Annotated in this window: 22 protein-coding genes; 10 read left to right on the plus strand and 12 right to left on the minus strand. The window is 60.4% G+C overall.

Features of this window, described 5'->3' with window-relative positions:
- Positions 1–23: 23 nt before the first annotated feature.
- From FHJ80_RS16185 to bfr, 3 genes are all read left to right on the plus strand, one after another.
- Complete coding sequence (locus FHJ80_RS16185; protein WP_230834473.1) at positions 24–497, plus strand: RDD family protein; 474 nt, start codon at positions 24–26, stop codon at positions 495–497.
- A gap of 157 nt (positions 498–654) precedes the next feature.
- A complete protein-coding gene (locus tag FHJ80_RS16190; protein ID WP_139528361.1) occupies positions 655–861 on the plus strand; it encodes a (2Fe-2S)-binding protein in 207 nt (68 codons plus the stop codon).
- Positions 862–1,044: 183 nt separating this feature from the next.
- The gene (gene bfr / locus FHJ80_RS16195; protein WP_139528362.1) at positions 1,045–1,530 is read left to right on the plus strand and encodes a bacterioferritin; all 486 of its coding nucleotides are present in this window, start codon (positions 1,045–1,047) and stop codon (positions 1,528–1,530) included.
- Between the two features lie 77 nt (positions 1,531–1,607).
- Here bfr and FHJ80_RS16200 read toward each other — a convergent pair whose 3' ends face one another.
- The 6 genes from FHJ80_RS16200 to sodC all read right to left on the minus strand — a co-directional run bounded on the left by FHJ80_RS16200 (position 1,608) and on the right by sodC (position 9,076).
- Positions 1,608–3,371, minus strand: coding sequence for an ABC transporter permease subunit (locus FHJ80_RS16200; RefSeq protein ID WP_139528363.1), 1,764 nt, complete (start codon positions 3,369–3,371; stop codon positions 1,608–1,610).
- A gap of 12 nt (positions 3,372–3,383) precedes the next feature.
- Positions 3,384–4,892, minus strand: coding sequence for an ABC transporter substrate-binding protein (locus FHJ80_RS16205; RefSeq protein ID WP_139528364.1), 1,509 nt, complete (start codon positions 4,890–4,892; stop codon positions 3,384–3,386).
- 94 nt (positions 4,893–4,986) lie between these two features.
- Positions 4,987–5,838 (minus strand): ABC transporter ATP-binding protein, encoded by an 852-nt coding sequence (locus FHJ80_RS16210; protein WP_139528365.1) that lies wholly within the window; start codon positions 5,836–5,838, stop codon positions 4,987–4,989.
- Positions 5,839–6,681, minus strand: a complete 843-nt coding sequence (locus tag FHJ80_RS16215; RefSeq protein ID WP_139528366.1) for an ABC transporter ATP-binding protein — start codon at positions 6,679–6,681, stop codon at positions 5,839–5,841.
- Positions 6,682–6,872: 191 nt separating this feature from the next.
- A complete protein-coding gene (locus FHJ80_RS16220; RefSeq protein ID WP_139528367.1) occupies positions 6,873–8,342 on the minus strand; it encodes a carbon starvation protein A in 1,470 nt (489 codons plus the stop codon).
- A 200-nt stretch (positions 8,343–8,542) separates the two neighbouring features.
- Entirely contained in the window at positions 8,543–9,076 is a 534-nt protein-coding gene (sodC, locus tag FHJ80_RS16225) for a superoxide dismutase family protein (RefSeq protein WP_139528368.1), read from the minus strand.
- 267 nt (positions 9,077–9,343) lie between these two features.
- Here sodC and FHJ80_RS16230 point away from each other — a divergent pair, with 267 nt between their 5' ends.
- The 3 genes from FHJ80_RS16230 to FHJ80_RS16240 are packed head-to-tail and all read left to right on the plus strand — an operon-like array spanning position 9,344 to position 11,189.
- Complete coding sequence (locus tag FHJ80_RS16230; RefSeq protein ID WP_139528369.1) at positions 9,344–10,117, plus strand: pseudouridine synthase; 774 nt, start codon at positions 9,344–9,346, stop codon at positions 10,115–10,117.
- 8 nt (positions 10,118–10,125) lie between these two features.
- Entirely contained in the window at positions 10,126–10,974 is an 849-nt protein-coding gene (tcdA, locus tag FHJ80_RS16235) for a tRNA cyclic N6-threonylcarbamoyladenosine(37) synthase TcdA (RefSeq protein WP_139528370.1), read from the plus strand.
- On the plus strand, positions 10,971–11,189 hold the full coding sequence (locus FHJ80_RS16240; RefSeq protein ID WP_139528371.1) for a DUF1653 domain-containing protein: 219 nt from the start codon (positions 10,971–10,973) through the stop codon (positions 11,187–11,189). The genes tcdA and FHJ80_RS16240 overlap by 4 nt, the downstream gene beginning before the upstream one ends.
- 40 nt (positions 11,190–11,229) lie before the next feature.
- Here the strand turns inward: FHJ80_RS16240 and FHJ80_RS16245 are convergent, their stop codons facing one another.
- The 6 genes from FHJ80_RS16245 to FHJ80_RS16270 form a co-directional block, all read right to left on the minus strand.
- Complete coding sequence (locus FHJ80_RS16245; protein ID WP_139528372.1) at positions 11,230–12,651, minus strand: FAD-dependent oxidoreductase; 1,422 nt, start codon at positions 12,649–12,651, stop codon at positions 11,230–11,232.
- A complete protein-coding gene (locus FHJ80_RS16250) occupies positions 12,651–13,583 on the minus strand; it encodes a polysaccharide deacetylase family protein (RefSeq protein WP_139528373.1) in 933 nt (310 codons plus the stop codon). Before FHJ80_RS16250 ends, FHJ80_RS16245 begins: the two co-directional genes overlap by 1 nt.
- A gap of 4 nt (positions 13,584–13,587) precedes the next feature.
- On the minus strand, positions 13,588–14,541 hold the full coding sequence (locus FHJ80_RS16255; protein WP_139528374.1) for a polysaccharide deacetylase family protein: 954 nt from the start codon (positions 14,539–14,541) through the stop codon (positions 13,588–13,590).
- A 15-nt stretch (positions 14,542–14,556) separates the two neighbouring features.
- The gene (locus FHJ80_RS16260; RefSeq protein ID WP_139528375.1) at positions 14,557–15,222 is read right to left on the minus strand and encodes an isochorismatase family protein; all 666 of its coding nucleotides are present in this window, start codon (positions 15,220–15,222) and stop codon (positions 14,557–14,559) included.
- A gap of 68 nt (positions 15,223–15,290) precedes the next feature.
- The gene (locus tag FHJ80_RS16265; protein WP_139528376.1) at positions 15,291–16,208 is read right to left on the minus strand and encodes an oxaloacetate decarboxylase; all 918 of its coding nucleotides are present in this window, start codon (positions 16,206–16,208) and stop codon (positions 15,291–15,293) included.
- The gene (locus FHJ80_RS16270) at positions 16,205–16,624 is read right to left on the minus strand and encodes a nuclear transport factor 2 family protein (protein ID WP_139528377.1); all 420 of its coding nucleotides are present in this window, start codon (positions 16,622–16,624) and stop codon (positions 16,205–16,207) included. Before FHJ80_RS16270 ends, FHJ80_RS16265 begins: the two co-directional genes overlap by 4 nt.
- Before the next feature lie 147 nt (positions 16,625–16,771).
- On the opposite strand from FHJ80_RS16270, the gene FHJ80_RS16275 reads away from it, so the two are divergent.
- The 4 genes from FHJ80_RS16275 to dctP all read left to right on the plus strand — a co-directional run bounded on the left by FHJ80_RS16275 (position 16,772) and on the right by dctP (position 20,947).
- Complete coding sequence (locus FHJ80_RS16275; RefSeq protein ID WP_139528378.1) at positions 16,772–17,575, plus strand: GntR family transcriptional regulator; 804 nt, start codon at positions 16,772–16,774, stop codon at positions 17,573–17,575.
- A 153-nt stretch (positions 17,576–17,728) separates the two neighbouring features.
- Entirely contained in the window at positions 17,729–19,162 is a 1,434-nt protein-coding gene (gene leuC / locus FHJ80_RS16280; RefSeq protein WP_139528379.1) for a 3-isopropylmalate dehydratase large subunit, read from the plus strand.
- Positions 19,159–19,797, plus strand: a complete 639-nt coding sequence (gene leuD / locus FHJ80_RS16285) for a 3-isopropylmalate dehydratase small subunit (RefSeq protein ID WP_139528380.1) — start codon at positions 19,159–19,161, stop codon at positions 19,795–19,797. Before leuC ends, leuD begins: the two co-directional genes overlap by 4 nt.
- A 151-nt stretch (positions 19,798–19,948) precedes the next feature.
- Positions 19,949–20,947, plus strand: a complete 999-nt coding sequence (gene dctP, locus FHJ80_RS16290) for a TRAP transporter substrate-binding protein DctP (RefSeq protein ID WP_139528381.1) — start codon at positions 19,949–19,951, stop codon at positions 20,945–20,947.
- Positions 20,948–20,973: the final 26 nt, after the last annotated feature.

Genomic DNA, 20,973 nt, shown 5'->3' on the forward strand with positions numbered 1-20,973 from the left:
ACGCACATCAGGAGAATAGAGCAGTGACGACGCGACGTTTTACCCAGTTGGATGACGTTTGGCCCGCCGGCATAGGTCGCCGATTGGGCGCCATGCTGTACGACGGTTTTTTGGTGACGGCCATCTGGATCGCCGTCACCGTGGCTCACTTGGCCTTTTTCCGCTTCGTGCTGGGTCAAACGGCAGAAGAGATCGGTACCACGGCCTTCGACATCTGGAGCCTGCGGCTCATGCTGCTGTTTTTCGTGACGCTGTTCTTCGTCTACTCCTGGCGTCGTGGAGGGATGACGCTAGGTATGCAGGCGTGGCGACTGCGAGTGCAAACGCTGGATGGCCATGCGATCACGTTAAAGCAGAGCCTGATTCGCTGCGCGACGGCCTGGCTGTCCTTGGCGGCCTTCGGTATCGGCTATTGGTGGGTGCTGTTCGATGGGCAGCGTAGAAGCTGGCCAGACATTGCATCAAAGACCGAAACCGTGGTGCTTCCGAAAAAATAATGTTGGGCGTTTTTATTGAAAATAGCTCACCCGTCAACGGGTTATCGTATGTCTCAATGGCCTTAAGGCGAGTCGATACTAAAGAACAACGTTTTCTACTTGAAAAGATGTATGCGAATCATTTACATTCACCTCATGATTTTTATGAGGTGTCGCCATGTACGTGTGTGTGTGCAAGGGAGTAACCGATCATCAGATTCGCCAGCAGATTAGCGATGGAGCGCGCAGCTGGCGAGAAGTGCGCGAAGCCACTGGCTGCGGCACCCAGTGTGGCAAATGTGCCTGCTTCGCCAAATCCCTCACCCGCGAGGCCGTTCAGGCCGTACGCGCCGAGTCTGATATGAGTCTCGCTTACGCCGTATGACGCGAATCACTCTTGTTAGGCTTATCGTTAGCAAGTAGCTGATTTGCTTGAATTTTTGTCGTCACGACTGATACTCTCGACAGCGTTGGGAGTCAGCCTTTTTATGGCCTATACTCCTTGATTAATGTAAGAGTACGCTGCAAAACAGTACGTTATTGATCAATACGCTAAAAAGGTGACGGCATGAAAGGCGATCCGAAAGTAATTCAGCATCTCAATATCGCGCTTGGCAACGAGCTCGTGGCGATCAACCAGTACTTTTTGCACGCCAAAATGTACAAAGACTGGGGCCTCAAAGTACTTGCTAAATGGGAGTACGATGAATCCATCGAAGAGATGCAGCACGCCGATAAACTGATCGAGCGCATTCTATTTTTGGAAGGTATCCCGAACCTTCAAGATCTCGGCAAGCTGCATATCGGTGAAAACGTCAAAGAGATGCTCGAGTGCGATTTGAAGATCGAGCACGACGGCCGCAACGACTACATTGAGGCCATCACCTACTGTGAGAGCGTCAAGGACTACGTGACCCGCGATTTGCTTCGCGATCTGCTGGCCGACGAAGAAGGTCACATCGATCACATCGAAACCCAGCTGCAACTCATCGATCAGGTCGGTATCCAAAACTACCTGCAAAAGCACATGGCATTGGCCACTGACGAAGAGTAATCCAGCGATTCAGCCTCGCGTCAGTATCAGCATAAAAACGGGCAGCCCCAAGGGCTGCCCGTTTTTGGTGGTTTGTCTCAGCGATGACGCTGGCCGATGCCCACGAGACTGGACAGCGATACCGCCAACACCGCCAGCAGCATCAGTGCCAGAGCGGGGGTTAACACCGCCCAAGGGGCCCGCTCGATGTAGGGCATCCCCTCTGCCAAAATCAGCCCCCACTCCGGCGAAGGTGGACGGGGGCCCAGTCCGAGAAATCCCAGTGCGGCCAGGGCCAGAGCGATGCCGGGCAAGCGCAGCATGGCGTGTCGGCAGACCGGCCCGACGACTGCTGGCAAGATATAGCGGGTCACCAAACGAACTTGCCCTACGCCCAGCAGTGGCGTAATTCGCACGTGGGGCTGGGCTTTGGTTTCTGTCACTAGTGCGGCGGTATGCGCTGCCAAAGGCGCCCACGCGACGGCCGTAACGGCCAGCATGGCACCCGCTGCGCTGGGTCCCAGGGCGCCCGCCACGATGAGGCCAGCAATGGCCGGCGGCGTTGCCTTGGTGATTTCGATCGGACCGGTTGCGAGCCTCGGCGCGAGTCCAATCAAAAGCCCTAATACCAGCGAGAAGAACATCACTAGCGTGGCCATGACCATGGTCGAGAGGGCACCGTGGGCGACCCGGGCCAGAATATCGCGACCAGTGCCATCAGCGCCCAACGGCAGGGCGATGCTGGGCGGCTGCAGACGCATGAACGCCGAGCTGAACGGGTCGCGGCCAATGCCTGCCACGACCAATGCTACCAGCACGACAAGGGCGCACGCGGGCACTACCCATGCCCACCGTTGGGTGTGGGACTCGTGGTGGGCAACCGGCAGGGCCCCGAGGCGAAATGCCCGGCCCAGCAGCAGGGCGCGGCCGATATTGGCGAGGCTGCCTAGGCCAATGGCAATGATCAGCAGGATGAGGATACCGGTTTGCAGTGCAGGCATGTCCTGGGACGAGGCGGCTCCTAGGGTTGCGCGCCCCAGGCCTGGAATGGAGAACACTTGTTCAACGGCAATGGCGCCCCCTGTCAAACCGACCATCACCATGCCGATCTGGGGCATTAGGCTGGGTAGCGTGCGCCGTAGCACGGCCAACATGATCCGGCGGCGTGAAAAGCCAGCCACACTCCAGGTGGCCACCCATCGCTCGGTAAACGTTGCCGACAGGCCGTCGCTAAACAGACGCCCCAACAAGCCGCCCGCGGGGAGGCCCAGCGCCAGCGCGGGTAGCACGGCATAGCTAAGGCCCCGCCATCCGTAGGGCGGCAGCCAGTTGAGCCAAGCGGCAAATACTACCAGCAATATCGAGGCCAGCAGGAATTCGGGCATGGCCGTCAGGGCAGCGCCTACGGCACCCGAGGAGCGTCTTGGGTGGCCTCGCAAACCGCATCGCGCTACGGGAAGGCAGATCAGCGCGGCAGTGACGATGGCTACGCCCATGGCAAACCCCATGAGCATGAGCGAGACACGGGCGCTGTCGAGCATTCCCGGCAGCACCGGAGCGCCGGAAATCCATGAATTCCCCGCATCCCCGTGCAGCAGGCCCATGAGCCAACTCTGCAATGTATCGAGCGGGCCTAGATCCAGTCCCAGCTGCGCCCGAATCGCTGCCAATGCCTCGGGAGTTGCTTCTTGCTCCGCTGAGCGGGCACGCAGGATACTCAGCGCGGGGTCACGGCCGGATAGCCAGGGCAGTAGCCCGACCAGCACCACGACGCACGCCAGGGTGATTAGCCGTGACAGCAGTGGAATGAAGGGAGCTATGTGCAGGCTGCGCCATAGGCGCAGCGGTAGTGCAGTGGACATGCGCGGGCGTTCCTAGGCATCGGGAGCGTCAATGGACGTCTTTTCAGTGATTAGGCGACGCTCGCGGGGGTCGCGCACGGCGTTGACGACCCTCGCCGACTCACCCTGGATCACGCGCTCGTGCAGCATGGGGATCGCCGCGTCGGTGCGCAAAATGGCGTCTTCTGCGTCGATGATCGCCCGGCGACGCGCATCGCCGGTGGGCAATTGTGCGGCTTTCTCCAGCGCTTCGTCGACGGCCGGGTCGCATAACTGGGCGATATTGAAGGAGCCGGCGCAGGAAAAGTCGCTAAACATATAGGCGACGGGGTCGCCGGAGTCGAGCACGGTGGCACGTGACAGAATAAAGGCATCAAACGCACCGGCAAGGGCATCCGCTTCGATATGAGCATACTCGCGCACCTCTTGGGTGACGTTGAACCCTGCCTGGGTCAGCTGTTGTTCGAGCAGAACGGCCACCTCGGGAAGTTCGGCGCGATCGGTGAAGGTGGCCAGGGTGATTTCAATGCCGTCGACCGCCACGGGGGGCGTGCGGTTCTCGACCGACGCACGGTAGTCGCTGGCCCAGGCCAGCGCAGGGCCCAAAAGTCCCTCGGCAATATCGGCGCGCCCCTCGTAGACAGTACTCACAATCGACGAGCGGTCGATGGCGTCACGCACGGTGGCTCTTACGCCAGGGTCGCTCATTGGGCCTGATTCGGTATTCAGATAGAGCGTATTGGTACGTGGCATGGGCACTTCGTGAACCAGCGTGGGGTCGAGTAGTGCTACTTGAGACACTGGAATCGCTTCCACGATGTCGGCTGAACCGGTGCGAAGGGCCGCTGCCCGCGCAGTGCCATCAGGCACGTAGTCGGCGTCGATCCCCGCCACGCTGGCCGGTGTGCCCCAGTAATCATCGAAACGATCGAGCCGGGCGCTGGTGGTGCCATTGATCTCTTTCAACACGAAGGGACCGGTACCGGCATCGATCGGGTTGACCCGTCCATCGTCACCGTAGGCACTGGCGGCAAGAATCGCTAGCTGTGGGCTGGAGAGGCGATTGGGTATTAGCGGGTCAACCGTTTCCGTGCGCACGATAATGGCATTATCGCCCTCCACCTCGATGCTCAAGTTCACCCCATCAAGAATACGCGGCTTCGGCGCGGCCTGGGTGGCGGCGGTCAGGGAGCGCGCGACATCTTCTGCAGTAAGCGGAGTGCCGTCATGAAACGTCACGCCGTCGCGAATCACAAATCGCCAGGTACGCTCATCGAGCTGCGTCCATTCGGTGGCCAGAAAGGGCTGCGGGTCGCTGTTGGCATCCAGGCGAATGAGGGTTTCTGCCGTGCTCCAGCGAGACAGCTTGAAGGCATCGTCGGAAAGAGGCGTCAAGCCCGAGCGAGGCGGTTGCAACATGGCCACGCTGATGCGCGCGTCGTCGGCCTCGGTAGACTCGGGTGACGCATCAAAACAGCCGGCCAGTAGCAGCGGTGCAGCGAGGGCGGCGAGCAGCGTCTGGGGCAAAGGGCGAGCGAACATCGTTATGACTCCTGGTCATCGTAGAGTAAGTAAAAAAGTGGGATGTCGAGACTGGCTGGCCAATGAGCAGCGTGTTCATTGCATGGCAAAGCAATTACATCGGGGCATCGACCGTGGCGGCATTGCAGCCTGGCAGCGCACACGACGGTCGTTGTGAGAGTGCGTCGATCAGCGCACGCGTTGCCGGGTGAGTGGGCGCGCGCCACAGAGACGAGGTGGGGCGGTCTTCGACGATTTCGCCATCGTTCATGACTAACGTGCGCGCGCATAGCTGCGTCACGACCGATAAGTCGTGGGAGACCATGAGCAAGCCAGTGCCACACTCGTCGCAGAGGGTTTTCAGTACGCTGATCACTTGAGCGCGCACTGGTAAATCGAGGCCGCTCAACGGCTCATCCGCCAATAGGAAGCGCGGACGAGTGGCCACGGCCCGGGCAATGGCGACGCGCTGTGCTTGGCCGCCGGAGAGTTCGTTCGGCTTGCGATCCAAAAACGGCGCGCCCAGGCCAACGTGCTCCAGTGCTTCACGGGCCCGCTCGTTGGGGTCACACGCCACGTGCAGCCGAATCAGCGGCTCGCTAACCAGGTCGCGAACGCGCATGCGCGGGTCCAGGGACGAGGCTGGGTCTTGGGGGATGTACTGTACGGTGCGACGATACCAGCGTAGCTGCGCCGTGGACCCTGGGCGCACGTTGCGCTCTAGGCAGGTGATCGAGCCGCTGTCGGGGGCTTCCATGGCCAGCAGTGCGCGCAGCAGCGTGGACTTGCCAGAACCCGAGACGCCCACCAAACCGATCCGTTCGCCATCATGAAGCGTCAGGTCGATATCGTTCATGACCTTCTTGTAGACGCCTTTGCGCCAGGGCAGGGGGCGGGAGAGCGCCACGCGCTTGTTGAGTCCCTGCGCCGTCAGAAACGCTGTTTGAGGAGAGGGCAAGCGTGCCATCTAGGCGCTCTTCAACAAATAAGGGGGCATCGTAGGGTCCGGAGTGGCTCTTTGGGACGAAACGGCGGAGGGCTCGATGCCGTGGGCGGCCGCTACCAACGATTGGGTAAAAGGGTGTTGGGGCATGGTCATGAGCGTTCCAAGTTCACCGCTTTCGATGACGCGGCCATGTTCAATGACGATCGCCCTCTGGCAGAGTTGGGTGGCCGCGTGGAGATCGTGAGTGATAAACAACATCGCGCTTCCTGACCGTTCGGTCTGTGCGTGCAGCGCGTCCAGTACCTGGGCTTGGGTGACCACGTCCAGCGCGGTGGTGGGTTCGTCGGCGACCAGGAGCGATGTTTTACAGGCCATGGCCAGCGCGATACCTACCCGCTGTCGCTGGCCACCGGAAAGCTCGGCCGGGCTGCGCTTCATCAGCCCTTCCGGATCAGGCAAGTGGAGTGACGCTAGCAGCGCGGCGGCTGCTTGAGTAGCCGCCCGTCGCGACAGCTTATGGTGTTGAATAAAGGGCTCACGCAGTTGGGCGCCTATGGAAACCAGGGGATTCAGCGCCGAAAGTGAGTCTTGAAACACCATCGAAATGCGACTCTCGTTCCGTCGCTGGGCGGCGGGCAGGTCGATGATGTCTCGACCGTGAAGAAGAATCCTGCCCGTTACTCGAGTGTGTGGCGGCAATAGACCCAGCACGGCCTTGGCCGTGAGCGATTTACCCGAGCCGGATGCTCCCAGCAGGCAGACACGTTCGCCGGGCATGACCTCGAAGGAGAGATCATCCACGAGAGTGTGTTGGCCGAGTGTGATTCGTAAATGGCGGACGGAGAGTACCGGGTCGCTGCGCATGGGCCGCCTCTCTGACGAAACGAAAACAAACAATAATCGTTATGATATAACGTTTATTGTTAGGTCAGCAATACGTTCAGTCTCCCCCTGTCCGCGCGATACGACCCGCAGGTATAAAACAGGTATAAAAAAAGCGCTGACATATCAGCGCTTAACGTGATGGGCGGCCATGGCCGCCCGGTGGTCATCGATTATTTCGTGGCGTTGGAGGCCAAGGTATCGGGTGTGTCGAAGCGGGCAGCCGGTTCATCCACGGCAAAGGTGGCGCGGCTCAGGCGGCGTACCCGTTTCATAAACAGCGCGATACAGACCAGCGTGCCAAGGGCGGCGACGATATAGCTGGTTTGCAGCGGCAGATTAAAGCCAATCGGTGCATAGGCCAGGTAAGTGAAGGTTGCCATGGTCATGAAGACTGCCGGGATGGACGTGATCAGGTACGGCTTACGCGAGAGCACAAGGTACATGGTGCCCGTCCAGAGCGCGATCACGGCGGTGGTTTGGTTGGCCCAGGAGAAGTAGCGCCATAGCAGCGTGAAGTCCATATGTGTCAACGCGTAGGACGCCACGAACAGCGGCAGCGCAATCACGATGCGCTTGACGATGGGCTTCTGCTCTACCTTCAAATAATCGGCAATGATCATGCGCGCGCTGCGAAACGCCGTATCACCCGACGTGATGGGCAGCACGATGACACCCAATACGGCCAGCGTGCCGCCCACGGCGCCTAGCATGGTGGTCGAGACTTCGCTGACCACAGCGGCTGGGCCGCCTGCCGCCAACACGTCAGACAACGACTGCTCGCCCTGGAAAAGACTCATGGCGGCCGCCGCCCAAATCATGGCAATCACGCCTTCGGCAATCATCATGCCGTAAAAAATCTTACGCCCGTTGGTTTCATTTTCAGTGGTGCGCGAAATGATCGGCGTTTGGGTGGCGTGGAAGCCCGACAGCGCGCCGCAGGAAATGGTCAAGAACAGCAGTGGGAAGATCGGTGCGCTATCCGGGTGCATGTTCTGGAATGACAGCTCAGGGATCGGCGCGCCCGTGACGACCAAGCCAATGCCGATGCCTGCGGCGCTAAACAGCAAAAGTGCTCCGAAGTAGGGATAAATACGCCCAATGACTTTATCGATGGGCAGTAGCGTTGCGATCAGGTAGTAAGCAAAAATCGCCAGGATGATCAGTGTCAGCGATAGCGATGTCATGTTGGCCAACAGCGCCGCAGGCGACGTGACGAACACGGTGCCCACCAACAGCAGTAACAAGATCGCAAAGCCGTTGACCACGTGCTTCATCGTTTTGCCCAGGAACTTACCCGCCAGTTGGGGAAGGTGAGCACCGTGGTTGCGAATGGAGATCATGCCGGTCAGGTAGTCGTGAACCGCACCTGCGAAAATGCAGCCAATCACGATCCATACAAACGCCACCGGGCCATAGAGCGCCCCCAGGATAGGGCCGAAAATGGGGCCTACCCCGGCAATGTTCAGCAGCTGAATGAGCGAGTTGCGCGTGGTATTCATCGGTACATAGTCGATGTCGTCGCGCATACTGAACGCCGGTGTTTGACGCTTACGATCGGCGACAAACACGCGCTCGACGAACTTGCCGTAGGTAAAGTAACCCACGACTAATAGCACTATCGAGAGAATGAACGTAATCATAAAAAGCACTCAACTGGTCAGGGAGGGTGTCAAGCGAACGGCTAGGCAGCAAGCCACGCTTATTTAGCCGGGGTGAATGTACAGAGACGTGTCGATAAGTGCTTTACGACTTTAGTGGTCTGCGACGTTAGTCGCTGATACACAAAACAAAATGGGCAGCCACAAGGCTGCCCAGTGCCAAACGTGGCCTTGATCGAGCGTTAAGAAGAGATCACGCCGCAAGCCATGCGTGCGCCGCCGCCGCCGAGATGAGGCTCATCTGCGTAGGTGTCGCCCCCGGCGTGAATCATCAGGCTGCGCCCAGGCATGTCTTCCATGCTCAAGCGCGGGGCCAGCACCGGCAGGTTGGCTTCACCGTCGTCATTTACCGTCAGCACGGGCAGGTCGCCCAAGTGGCCGTCACCGTAGGGGCCTTGGTGGGTGCCCGTCTCTTCAGGATCATAGTGGCCACCGGCCGATAGCGCGGCGGTCATTTCGCCGCTGTCGTTTTCAGCGGGTTCACAGCTGGCATTTTGGTGAACGTGAAAGCCATGAACGCCCGGTTCCAAATCGGTCAGCGAAGGCGTCAGCAGAACGCCGTGCTCGGTATGCTCGATGGCCACCGTGCCGATGGACTCCTCCACTCCGTCGGCGCTGACCTTATGCATCTCGACATCCAACGACTCGTTGGCGTGAGCCGCCGTGGCCAATAGCATACTCGCCGCGATACCGGTGAGGGGTAGTAGATAGCGCATCTTGGTTGCTCCTTTCCTTGTCCATGGAAGCCCTGCTCCAGGGCACTCTTTCAAGGTAGCTGCCTGCTGCCTCCCCTGCCAGAACGATGCGAGCCCTCGGTTGCGCTCGTGACCTAAGGGCTCAGCCACACGACAAGGAGAGCATGGGCGCGCTAGCGCAGCGTTACGTTCGCCCCAGCGGATGACATAAGCGCCCTAAGTCGCGACAATAGCTAGCGACGACATACCCCTATTGCCGTGTTCTCGGCCTACGTTGCGAGGAGACCCATGCAGCCACTCACCATCCTCTATCAGGATGAGCATCTTGTAGCGGTGCATAAGCCGTCCGGCCTATTAGTGCACCGCTCAGCTCTGGCGCGTGGAGAAACCGAGTTTCTGCTCCAGCGCCTGCGCGACCAGCTGGCCAAGCGGGTTTACCCAGTACATCGGCTGGATCGGCCGACCTCCGGCGTCATGGTGTTTGGCCTCTCCTCCGAGGCCGCCGTCCTGCTCAGCGAGGGCTTTAGCGAACGCCAGGTGGAGAAGCGCTACCTCGCGGTAGTACGCGGTAAAGCACCTGAGCAGGAGCGGCTGGACTACCCGCTCAGGGAGGAGGACGGCACGCGCCCCAAGGCGGAGATGCCTGCCATGCCCGCGATGACCGATATTCGCCGCTTGGATAGCGTCGAGCTGCCGGTGCAGGTAGACCGCTACCCGGTGGCGCGCTACTCGTTAGTAGAAGCACGGCCGCTGACCGGTCGGCGACACCAAATACGCCGCCACTTATCTCGCCGTGGCTACCCGATCATTGGCGACGCCAAGCACGGTAAAAGTGTCCACAATCGCTTTTTTGCCGAGCAGCTGGCTGCCCCTCGGCTGCTGCTCGCCGCCACCTATTTAGCGTTCGATCATCCGCTGTTGGGTAAGCGTATTCAGCTCAGCTGCGCCGTGGATGAGACGATGAAAAATCTGTTCGAGCAGTTTGGCTGGCAGGGGCATCTACCTCTAGATAGCGTGCGAACGCCGCCCATCGCCACGCCTTCTGCCCTGCAAGCCCTGTGAGCCAGCCCATGTCATTGAATGAATCCACGACTTCCTCTAGCGATTATGACTTCCGTTTTGGCGGTATTCGGCGCCTTTACGGCCAGCGTGCGGCGCAGGCATTTCGCCGTGCCCACGTGGTGGTGGTCGGGGTCGGAGGTGTGGGCAGCTGGACGGTCGAGGCGCTCGCTCGCTCGGGCATCGGCAAGCTTACGCTGATTGATCTGGACGACGTGTGTGTCTCCAATGTCAACCGCCAGCTCCACGCGCTGGATGGTACGATTGGCCACCCCAAAGTAGACGTGCTAGCCGAGCGCTGCCGCCTGATTGCCCCCGAGATCGAGATCATCGCGGATACCGCCTTCGTCACGCCCACCAACCTGGCCGAGCGCATTCCTGAGGATGCCGACCATGTGGTGGATGCCATTGATAGTGTGATTGCCAAAGCGGCGCTAATCGCCTGGTGCAAGCGGCGTAAGATCCCGATTACCGTGACCGGCGCGGCGGGCGGGCAGACCGATCCCACGTGCATTCAAGTGGCGGATTTGACCCGCACCGAGCATGACCCGCTGCTCTCCAAAGTGCGCTCGCGGCTGCGCCGGGATTACGGCTTCTCTCGCAACCCTAAGCGGCGCTTCTCGGTGGAGTGCGTCTATTCCGACGAGCAGCTGGTCTACCCCAGTGCCGACGGCGAAGTGTGCCTGCAAAAGCCCGGCAGCGGCGATGCCACACGGCTGGACTGCGCCTCCGGCTTTGGCGCGGCGACGTTTCTCACCGGCACCTTTGGCTTCGTGGCCGCCTCCAAAGTGCTGGAGCGCCTTGCCAAAAAAGCGAATCAGCCCGCCGCCGCACAAGCCATCCAAGAGGAAAACGAATGACCACTCCCGTTCCCGGTATCTACCGCCACTACAAAGGCAGCCTGTACGAAGTGATGGGCACCGCCCAGCACAGCGAAAGCGAAGAGCCGCTGGTGGTCTACCGCGCGCTCTACGGCGACTACGGCCTCTGGGTGCGCCCGCTTGAGATGTTTACCGAAAGCGTGACCAAAGAGGGGAAGACTCTGCCGCGCTTTGCGTTGGAGAAGGCGTTTTAAGGACACACCACCCGGCCCGCGAGTGGTGTGCAGGTGTAGGTCAAGGAAGCGCGGCCGAACTGAGTTTCAAGTGCAGCAGCTCGGCGGCACTTTTGCCTGCTACCGCGCCCAGCACCACGGCGCTCAATAGCCCGTTGCCGGACAGGTAGCCGCTGTCGTTGGAGCCTGAAACCCCTCTCGCCGCGCCGCCTGCGGCAAACAGGTTGGGCAGTGCTTGGCCTTGGGTATCGAGCACGCGGGCCTTGCGGTTCACTTCCAGGCCGCCTTGGGTATGGAACAGCGCTCCGGTGACGCGGATGGCGTAGTAGGGGGCTTTTAGCAGGTTGGCGGGCTCGAAGCGTCGGCCAAATGCATCCGTGGTTTGCTGCTCGGCGTGCTGTTGCATCTGAGTGAAGGTGGCTTGCAGTGCGCCAAGAGGAAGTTTCAGGCCAGTGGCCATCTCTTCCAGGGTCGAGAAGCTGCGTACCGCGCCGCTCTCCTCGGCGTTGCGGTAATCTTCGAACGCCTGGGCAGACTCATGAATGCGCGCGTCATACAGGTTCCAGGCCACTTGCTCCGGCTGCGCCAGCACCTTGGCGGCCTGCTCGGAGTAGCCGCCGTGTTCGTTGGAGAAGCGCTCGCCCTTGATGTTGACCTGAATGCCCCCTTGCATCATCAGCGCCCAGCTAATCAGCGTTTGGTGCGGCGTGGCGAGGGAGCCATGGCCTTGGCAGGCGCCTAAATCTTTGGTGCTGGCGCCCATTGCCTGACCCCACAGTAGGGCATCGCCCTGGTTTCCTTCGTGGCCGTAATACAGTGCGTGTTTCAGCGTCGGTAGATAGCGCTCGACCAGCTCAGGGTTACCGCCGTAGCCGTTGCAAGCCAGAATCAGCGCATCGCAGCCAATGCTTTCGCGGCTGCCGTCTGGGCGCTGGAGCGTGACGCCGCGTACGCGCTGGGTGCTATCCACATGCAAATCCACGACCTGAGCCTGGGTCAGAATATCGATACCCGCCTCCTCAGCAGCGTTAAGCAGCGCGCCCATCAACTCTTCCCCGGTGCGCCGGGGCGTGGCGTGCATGCGCAGGTGGCGGTGGCCGGGGTAGAGAAAGCCTTCCACCAGCTCGAAAGGCACATCATGCCGGTCGGCCAGCCACTCGATGGTGGGGCCGGATTGGTTGGCCAGCAGGTCGACGATGGCCGGGTCCGCCTCGAAGCCGTTCTTCTTTTGAATATCCTCTGCCATGGCCTCGGCAGAGTCCGTGACGCCTAGCTCATGCTGAAAGCGCGTATTGGCGGCAGGAATAAACCCCGACGACATCGCTGTGCTGCCACGGGGCAGAGCATCGCGCTCCAGCACCGCAAGCTCGATACCCGCTTCCTGTGCTGCCAGGGCGGCCACCAGCCCGCAGGCACCCGCACCGATGATCAGCAGCGGCAGGTGGGCATCGAAACCACCGGGTGAATAAGGAAGTATCGCCATTATGCTTGCTCCGCCGCTTGGTGGAAGGCGTCCAGAATCTCGCCCGCCGGGGCTTGCCATACGTCGGCATGCCCGCTGATGTGTGCCAGCACCTCTTCCAGGCAGGCAATACGGTGAGGCTGGCCCACCAGCCAGGGGTGTAGGTTCAGCGCAAACAGCCGCCCGCCCTGTTCGCGGGACTCTTCCAGCAGGAAATCAAACGCGTCTTTTACCTGTGTCACCCACGAATCTTCCGAGTGCAGGTTCTGGCTCATCACGAACTGATCTTCAATCTCGGTGGCCAGCGGCATCATGGTCAATTTGCCGGTGCTGGTGTCGCACGCATAAGGCAGGTCGTCATTCACCCAGTCGGCGCAGTACTCAATGCCATTTTCTGCCAGCAGGTCCAGGGTGTTGAAGCTCTGGTGCTTGGCGGGGCTGAGCCAGCCGCGAACGGGTTGGTCGGTTACGCGTCGCAGGGTATCGACGGAGCGCTTGACCAGCTCGGCCTCTTCTTCGAGGGGCTGGCCGCCGTAGTGCAGGTGGTCCATGTTCCAGCCGTGGGCAATGAACTCGCCGCCGTGCTCTTTCAAGCGCTGCACCAGATAGGGGGTCTGCTCCGCCAACTGGGCGTTGATCGCAAAGGTCGGTGTGATATCGTGCGCGGCCAGCGCTTTGAGAACACGATAGATACCCACGCGGTTGCCGTAATCCCGCAGCGAGAAGTGGCGCAGGTCCGGATAGGGCATGGTCATGCCGTTGGGTACCTTGAACGGTACGCCGCGCTGGTTGAGCGGGTAGAACTGCAGCGAGACATTGATCCATACCGCCAGCGTTTTGCCCTCGGGCCAGGTCACCGGTGGACGTTCACTCAGCATCGACCACGCATAGCGCTCATGGTCGTAGCCGTGGCGGCGGTAAGGGTAGTCGAGATAGTCGTCATTGAGCGCCATAGCGTTATCCCTGTTTGCCTGCGGTGGCGGCCTGGGCCGCGATACTGTCGAGGGCGGCATCGTAATGGTGGGCCAGGTAGTAATCGGCAATCTCGCGGCCGGTGGCGACCCACACATCCGGGTGGCCGGTGATGTACTCCAATGCCTCTTCGAACGCCTTGATGCGGTGGGGGCAGCTCACCTGGTAGTTGTGCGTGGGAATACACATCACCGTGCCGGACTCCGCGCCTTCTAAATACAGACGATCAAAGTGGCGCTTGAGCATGGTGGCGTACTGGCGCGGCTCCACTTTGTTCACCGCGTAGACGATGGTGTCGTTCATCTCCAGCGAGTAGGGCATCGAGATGAACCGCTTGCCTGAACGCACGCTCACCGGCGTGGGTTGGTCATCGTGGAACAGGTCGCAGGTGTAAACACCGCCTTGCTCGCCGAATAGCTCCTCGCCCACTTCGGCAAACAGGTCCAGCGTGCGTTCCGAGTGGGAGAGCGCAGGGGCCAGATAGCCCGCGCAGGCCTGTCCGGTATGGCGATGGATGGTCTCCATGCTATCGCGGATCATCGCCCGCTCTTGGTCTTCGCTAAGGCCGTAGGTGTAGCGGGTGTTATAAATGCCGTGGCTGAAGAACTCCCAGTCGCGCTCTTTGCACATCTGGATGATTTCCGGGTGATGCTCGCAGAGGGCCGTCGATAGCGACACCGAGCCGCGAATGCCGTACTTCTCCAGCAGGGCCATTTGACGCTGATGGCCCACCCGGTTGCCGTAATCGCGAATGCTGTAGCCGGGCACCGACGGGTGGGGGTGCGGCCACGGCTTGCGGCTCGGGTTCTGCGGCGGGTCGATCTCGTAATACTCGATATTGGGGGCCACCCAGAAGGCTACCTTCGCGCCGCCGGGCCAAGTGATTTTCGGGCGCTGGTCGTAGGCCCAGTAGTCGTAAACGCCAAGAGACTCTTTCATCGTGGGCTCCTCGCCTTATGCATCGCCCTCGAGCCACGCCAGCACGTCAGCCACGGGCATGACATCGGCGTACTTGAGGTGCAGGTCGGTCAGGTTGGCGTAGTGGTAGCTCTCGTGCTTGTCGGCGACGCACTCCATGGGCACGATGGTGCGATAGCCGCGGGACAGACTCTCCACGGCGGTGGCGCGGATGCAGCCGGAGGTGGAGCCACCGGTGATGATCACCGTATCGACCTGGTGCCATACCAACAGCGATTGCAGCGGCGTTTCGAAAAAGGCTGAAGGCATGCGCTTGGTGTAGATCACGTCGCGGCTGCGGTCGATCTCGCAGCGCTCGTCGAACTCGGCGCGCTCGGAGCCGTACTTGATGTTTTGCAGCGAGTCCGGGGTGTCGGTACGGGTGCCCCACACGCCCGCATCTTCGGCGGAGTCCAGGAAGGCAACATGGGTCCAGACCACCGGCCAGCTCTTCTCCCGAAAGCCACGCGCCAACTGGTTCGTATACTCCAGCTGTTTGGGGTCGGTTTCGTAGGCGGTCTTGAAGAGGTCGGTGCGGGTGTAGGCCTTTTGCGGGTCCACATTGACCAGTACCGCTTTCTTGCCAAAGCCGAAGGGCACCCGCTGGGGGTTGGCCATGACCTCGTGAAAGATCTCTTTTGCCGTTTTATCGGTGGTCTGCATCATCGTCTCCTGAATCGTTATTGGTTGGCGGCACGGGTCACGGGTCGCCACGTGCCGCTGAACGAGCGCTAGCGATTATCGTACTGTTCGCCCAGCTCCAGCATTGCCTGGGTGCCCAGGTAGTCGTTGAGCTGTTTGAAATCGAGCATCTGGTCACGGAAAGCATCGGTGGTGCCATCCTCTTTCAGCGTGGCAAAGAAGCGGCTGGCCATATGGGTAATCGCCCGCACCAGTGCGCCGGGGAAGATCACCAGCGAAAAGCCCAGCGCTTCCAGGGCCTTGGCATTTTTCAGCGGTGTATCGCCGCCTTCGACCATGTTGGCCATGATGGGCACCTTGCCTTTGAACTGTGCCATGATCTTGCCGATGTCTTCGTCGCTACGAATGCCTTCGATGAACAGCATGTCGACGCCCGCTTCATAGTAGGCCTGGGCGCGCTCGATGGCGCTGTCGGTGCCTTCGACACCCAGTGCATCGGTACGGCCGATGATCAGCGTACTGTCGCTTTCCCGAGCGTCCAATGCGGCATGCAATTTGCCGACCATTTCACCTTTGGAGACTAGCGTTTTGCCACGCAGGTGGCCGCAGCGTTTAGGATAGGTCTGGTCTTCCAGCTGAATGGCATTGGCGCCTGCGCGCTCCAGCAAGCGCACGCTGCGCATCACGTTCATGGCGTTGCCGAAGCCGGTGTCGCAGTCCACCACCACCGAAAGCTGCGTGCGCTCGCGAATGTGCGACATGGCGGTGCAAATTTCGGTAATGCTGAGCAGGCCAATGTCCGGGCGGCCCAATTGGGTGTAGGCCAGGCTGGCACCGGACAGGTAGACGGTGTCGAAGCCTGCTTGCTCGGCAAGCGATGCGCCGAGGGCATCGAAGACGCCGGGGGCCACGACGATCCTGCTGTCGTTCAAGTGCTGTTTCAGTTGGGCTGGCTGGTGCGCCAAGGGGGAGGAAGCCTGGTGGGAAACATTGTGTTGGCGTGTCATAGCGGTCTCGTCATGTGGGGGGCGGGTTGCGCCAGCGCCAGGTCGTTCCAGACATCCTGGCGGGTAATCAGTCCATCGGTTAATTCGAAGCGGTCAATGAAGCGCACGCTGTCGCTGGTGCTGCCATCCAACCACTCGACGGCCAGCTCGCCGTGGCAAACGACGATGCTTTGGCGAGGCGTCAAACAGTGGTTCACGGCATGAAAGGTTTTACTGACGCGGCGGTAGCGCTGTCGGGCCCACGCCACCACGTCGTCGAGCTGATGCATGGCGGGCGCCCCCGGAAACTGCATGACGACATGCTCGGCCAGACAGCGCTGGGCAAGCGCAAGATCGCGTGCTTCCATGGCGTCCAGAAACGTCAGCACCTGCTGCACGTCATGGGGATGAACATCGAGGCATTGCGTATTCTTCACGGCGCATTACTCTTGTTGATGTGGCCAATGCGGTATGCTGATACGGTGTTTTATATGTATTATATTTAATACATTTTTATGTCTATTGTTGTTCTCGCGTCAAGCCTGATGTGAATATTTTTTGATGCATACCCTGGAGGGGCGTGAATGAGTGATGCACAGTCCTCGGCGGTGGGTGGGACCAAATCGCACCGGATCTACCTGCTGCTGAAAGATGCCATTCTCAGCGGCAGGCTGCCCGTCGACAGCAAGCTGCCGGGCGAAAACAAGCTGGCCGAACAGCACGGCGTTTCCCGCGTGACCGTTCGGCGAGCCATGGAGGCGCTGCAGTCCGCTGGGTTGGTCACCCGCAAGGCAGGGGTGGGAACCGTGGTGCTGGAGCAGCCGCTGGATGCCACGGTGATGACGGCCAGCGTCTCCAATCTGATGCCCAACATGGTCAAAATGAGCCAAGCGTCTCAGGTACGCCTGCTGGAGTTTGCTTACATTCCGCCCCCGGAGATGATTCGCGAGCGGCTGGGCATGGCCAAGAGCGGCAAGGTGCAGCGTTCGGTGCGGGTACGGATGATCGACGATAAACCGTTTTCCCACCTGGTCACTCACGTGCCCGAGACCATTGCCCTGCACTACAACGAAATGGATCTGGCCAATACGCCGCTGTTCGTCCTGTTGGAGCGCAGTGGCGTGAAGGTGGACCATGCGTCGCAATCCATTTCGGCCACCCTGGCTAGCCATGACGTGGCCCATGCGCTGGATGTCACCGTAGGCTCACCGCTGATTTCGCTGACCCGCGTGGTATTCGATGAGCAGGGTCGCGGAGTAGAGCACTTGGAGGCGCTGTATCGGCCCGACCGTTATCGGATCCAGATCGATCTCGAACGCAACGGTGATGATGATGCGCGGTACTGGGAGCCACGCGTGGGCGGTGGACCCACCCAAACCGAGGGGTAAGTGGGCACTTTTTCTCTGCTTTTAATGTATTAAATTTAATACAGATTCAAAATTTAAAAAAATACATTTGACCTGTGCTGGATAACTGCGCTAGTTGTATTGGGGTAACAATGACAAGCCTGGTAGGGCGCACTGAGGCCACGAGTGACGACAATGAGTTCCCCCAAGACGCTATTCGACAAGGTGTGGCAAGCCCACGAAGTGCATCGCAGCGACAGCGGCCAAAGCCTGCTGTGGGTAGACCGTCACTTTGTCCATGAAGGGTCGTTCCATGCCTTCAACAAGTTGAGTGAACGACAGTTGCCCGTCGCCCGACCCGACCTGACCTTTGGCATTGCCGACCACTATGTGCCCACCCAGGCACGAGACCTTGCCGGCGTGGCCGACGCCAAGGTGCGCTCGATGATCGAGCAGCTCAGCCATAACACGCGACAGCACGGGGTGACGCTGTTTGGCCTGGACGACCCACGCCAGGGCATCGTACATGTACTAGGCCCTGAGCAAGGGCTTACCCAGTCCGGCATGGTGATGGTATGCGGGGACAGCCATACCGCCACCCACGGGGCGTTCGGCAGTATTGCTTTCGGGATTGGCGCGTCAGAAGTGGCCCATGTGCTGGCCACCCAAACCCTGTGGCAGAGCAAGCCCAAGGTGATGCGTATTACAGTGGAGGGCCAGCTGGCGGAAGGGATCACTGCCAAGGATATCGCCCTGACCTGGATTGCCAAACTGGGAGCCGACGGCGCCCGCGGCTATGCCATCGAGTACGCAGGCGAGGCGATTCGGGGGCTCTCCATGGAAGCGCGGCTGACGCTGTGCAATCTCTCCATCGAAGGGGGCGGGCGCTGCGGTATGATCGCCCCGGATCAAACGACGTTCGACTACCTGCGTGGGCGCCCCTGGTGCCCGAAGGGCGAGGCTTTCGAGCAGGCCTGTGCACACTGGGCGACGCTATGCAGCGACCCTGACGCGGCGTTCGATCTGGAAGTGGTGCTGAATGCCGACGAGATCGCCCCTACGGTGACCTGGGGCGTCTCGCCGGAAGAGGCGCTGCCTATCGATCAACACGTGCCCGATCCTGTTCAATTGGATGACCCGTCCAAAGCGCGCCAGGCCCAGGAGAGCCTAGCTTATATGGGCCTGGTGGCAGGGCAAAAGCTCACCGATATCACCATCGACCGCGTCTTCATCGGCTCCTGCACCAATGCCCGGATCGAAGACTTGCGTGCCGCCGCCGCCGTGCTGGCTGGCCGCAAAAGCCGTGTGCCCGGTATGGTATCCCCCGGCTCGACGCTGGTGAAAACGCAAGCGGAAGCGGAGGGCTTGGACCGTATCTTCATCGAGGCGGGGCTCGAGTGGCGCCACTCAGGGTGCTCGATGTGTGTCGGCATGAACGGTGACCTGGTGGCCAGCGGCGAACGCTGTGCGTCGACTACCAACCGTAACTTCAAAGGACGCCAAGGCCCGGGAGCGCGTACCCATTTGATGTCGCCCGCCATGGTCGCCGCGGCGGCCATCAGCGGGCGGCTGACCGACGTACGCCAGCTTGCTTCCTCCTCACCCCGCGCCTCTGGAGAGCCATCATGAAACCCATCACCATCCTGGATACCCTGGGAGTGGCGTTACCCGCCGCGAACGTCGATACCGACCAGCTGATTCCCGCCCGCTTCATGAAGGAGCCACGCAGCGTGGGGTACGGGCAGTTTCTACTGTATGACGTGCGCCATGATGAACAGGGCCAGCAAGTGCCGAACGTCATGCTCAATCACCCCATGGCGAGCCAGGCGAAAGTCATGGTCAGTCGACGCAACTTTGGCGCCGGCTCTTCCCGCGAAGCGGCTGTCTATGCGCTGGTGGACGATGGTTTTCGCTGCGTCGTGGCGCCGAGCTTTGGCGATATTTTTGCGTCCAACGCCGTCAACAATGGCTTGCTGCCCGCCGTCGTAACGGAGGAGTCCGCCGAACAGCTGTTGCAGGCCCTGGCCGAGGCGCCTGCGCCTATCGTGGTGGATTTGGAAGCGCAGCAGATTCGCGTCGGCGAGCTGAACGTACCCTTTAGCGTCTCTGCCGTGTGGCGCACCAAGCTGCTGAACGGTTGGGACGATATCGATATGACCCGCCAGCATCTTGAAAAGATCGATGCGTTCGCCGCGGATTACGAACAGCAGTTCCCATGGGTAGCGCCGGCGCCGCCCAGTGCCGAGATCATCAGCAGAGGATAACATTGCCCCGGGTCAAGCTGCCGTCAGAGCAGCCACCCCGCGCCTAACATGACGGACCGATAACAACACGACGCACGCTTGCAACAATGGTTTTAGGCAGTAGATCAACACAATAACCGCTACAACAGATCACCTTGTGCAGGAGACACACATGAAAAAAGTAACCCTTACGTTGGGCATGCTCACGGCGCTGGCCTCGACCCATGCCTTGGCAGTGGACCAAATCAACGCCGTCCACGCCTTTCCTCCCTCCTTGATTTACACCCAAAGCTTTTTGGAATTTGTAGATAAAGTGAATGAGCGCGGTGAAGGCGTGGTGCAGATCAACGTGCGTGGCGGCCCCGAGGTCATCGGGCTTTCCGAGCAGCCGGACGCAGTGCGCAATGGCGTGGTGGACATGGCCTACACCGCCGCCAGTTTCTATGCCGGCACGGTGCCCGAGCGGGATGCCATGGTCGCGTCCAATACCAATGCCATTTATGCCCGTGAGAATGGCGGTATCGACCTACTCAACCAAATCCACCAGGAAAAAATGGGGACTTATTACTTGGGCTGGTTCGACAGCGGTGTCAGCTACAACCTTTACACCATTGACGAGCCGAGCCTGGACGAAGAGGGCAACCTCAGTATTTCGGGGCTGCGCCTGCGCAGTAACCCCGTTTACGACGCCTTCTTTCAGGACTATTTAAAAGCGCAGCCGATTAGCCTGCCGACGACCGACGTTTACGCGGCCCTGGAGCGCAGCGTGGTCAATGCCACCGGCTGGACGCAGATCGGCCTGAAGGATCTCAACTGGGATCGTTTCCTCAACTACCGGGTCGATCCTGCCTTCTTCTCCACGGACATGGGCGTGATCGTCAACCTGAGCAAGTGGAACCAACTCAGCGAAGAGTCCCAGCAAATCTTGCAGGAGGTCGCCATCGAGCACGAGCGTGAGAGCGCCGAACAATTGGCGGCGCTGGCCGATGAGCAGCAGGCACAGTTGGAAGCCGATGGCATGCAGGTCGTTACCTTGGAAGGCGAAGCGGCTCAGCGTTTCTCCGATGCTGCCCGAGATGCGACCTGGGAGCGCATGCGTCGCCAGATGGAGCGTCACCCGATGGGCCTCGAGCACTACGATACGCTGATCGAAAAATTCAACGATCTATAACACCTAGGGGGCGCCGAGCCATCGCG

The sequence above is a fragment of the Halomonas sp. BL6 genome, assembly GCF_006228115.1.
Lineage (GTDB): Bacteria > Pseudomonadota > Gammaproteobacteria > Pseudomonadales > Halomonadaceae > Vreelandella > Vreelandella piezotolerans.

Excerpts from the sequence above, each read along its gene's own strand:
- tcdA (WP_139528370.1), top strand. The coding sequence starts at position 10,126 with ATGTCATTGAATGAATCCACGACTTCCTCTAGCGATTATGACTTCCGT.
- FHJ80_RS16200 (WP_139528363.1), bottom strand. The coding sequence starts at position 3,371 with ATGTCCACTGCACTACCGCTGCGCCTATGGCGCAGCCTGCACATAGCT.
- FHJ80_RS16220 (WP_139528367.1), bottom strand. The coding sequence starts at position 8,342 with ATGATTACGTTCATTCTCTCGATAGTGCTATTAGTCGTGGGTTACTTT.
- FHJ80_RS16260 (WP_139528375.1), bottom strand. The coding sequence starts at position 15,222 with ATGCAGACCACCGATAAAACGGCAAAAGAGATCTTTCACGAGGTCATG.
- FHJ80_RS16265 (WP_139528376.1), bottom strand. The coding sequence starts at position 16,208 with ATGACACGCCAACACAATGTTTCCCACCAGGCTTCCTCCCCCTTGGCG.
- FHJ80_RS16255 (WP_139528374.1), bottom strand. The coding sequence starts at position 14,541 with ATGAAAGAGTCTCTTGGCGTTTACGACTACTGGGCCTACGACCAGCGC.
- leuD (WP_139528380.1), top strand. The coding sequence starts at position 19,159 with ATGAAACCCATCACCATCCTGGATACCCTGGGAGTGGCGTTACCCGCC.
- sodC (WP_139528368.1), bottom strand. The coding sequence starts at position 9,076 with ATGCGCTATCTACTACCCCTCACCGGTATCGCGGCGAGTATGCTATTG.
- FHJ80_RS16245 (WP_139528372.1), bottom strand. The coding sequence starts at position 12,651 with ATGGCGATACTTCCTTATTCACCCGGTGGTTTCGATGCCCACCTGCCG.
- leuC (WP_139528379.1), top strand. The coding sequence starts at position 17,729 with ATGAGTTCCCCCAAGACGCTATTCGACAAGGTGTGGCAAGCCCACGAA.
- FHJ80_RS16275 (WP_139528378.1), top strand. The coding sequence starts at position 16,772 with ATGAGTGATGCACAGTCCTCGGCGGTGGGTGGGACCAAATCGCACCGG.
- FHJ80_RS16210 (WP_139528365.1), bottom strand. The coding sequence starts at position 5,838 with ATGGCACGCTTGCCCTCTCCTCAAACAGCGTTTCTGACGGCGCAGGGA.
- FHJ80_RS16240 (WP_139528371.1), top strand. The coding sequence starts at position 10,971 with ATGACCACTCCCGTTCCCGGTATCTACCGCCACTACAAAGGCAGCCTG.
- bfr (WP_139528362.1), top strand. The coding sequence starts at position 1,045 with ATGAAAGGCGATCCGAAAGTAATTCAGCATCTCAATATCGCGCTTGGC.
- FHJ80_RS16190 (WP_139528361.1), top strand. The coding sequence starts at position 655 with ATGTACGTGTGTGTGTGCAAGGGAGTAACCGATCATCAGATTCGCCAG.
- FHJ80_RS16205 (WP_139528364.1), bottom strand. The coding sequence starts at position 4,892 with ATGTTCGCTCGCCCTTTGCCCCAGACGCTGCTCGCCGCCCTCGCTGCA.
- FHJ80_RS16250 (WP_139528373.1), bottom strand. The coding sequence starts at position 13,583 with ATGGCGCTCAATGACGACTATCTCGACTACCCTTACCGCCGCCACGGC.
- FHJ80_RS16215 (WP_139528366.1), bottom strand. The coding sequence starts at position 6,681 with ATGCGCAGCGACCCGGTACTCTCCGTCCGCCATTTACGAATCACACTC.
- FHJ80_RS16230 (WP_139528369.1), top strand. The coding sequence starts at position 9,344 with ATGCAGCCACTCACCATCCTCTATCAGGATGAGCATCTTGTAGCGGTG.
- dctP (WP_139528381.1), top strand. The coding sequence starts at position 19,949 with ATGAAAAAAGTAACCCTTACGTTGGGCATGCTCACGGCGCTGGCCTCG.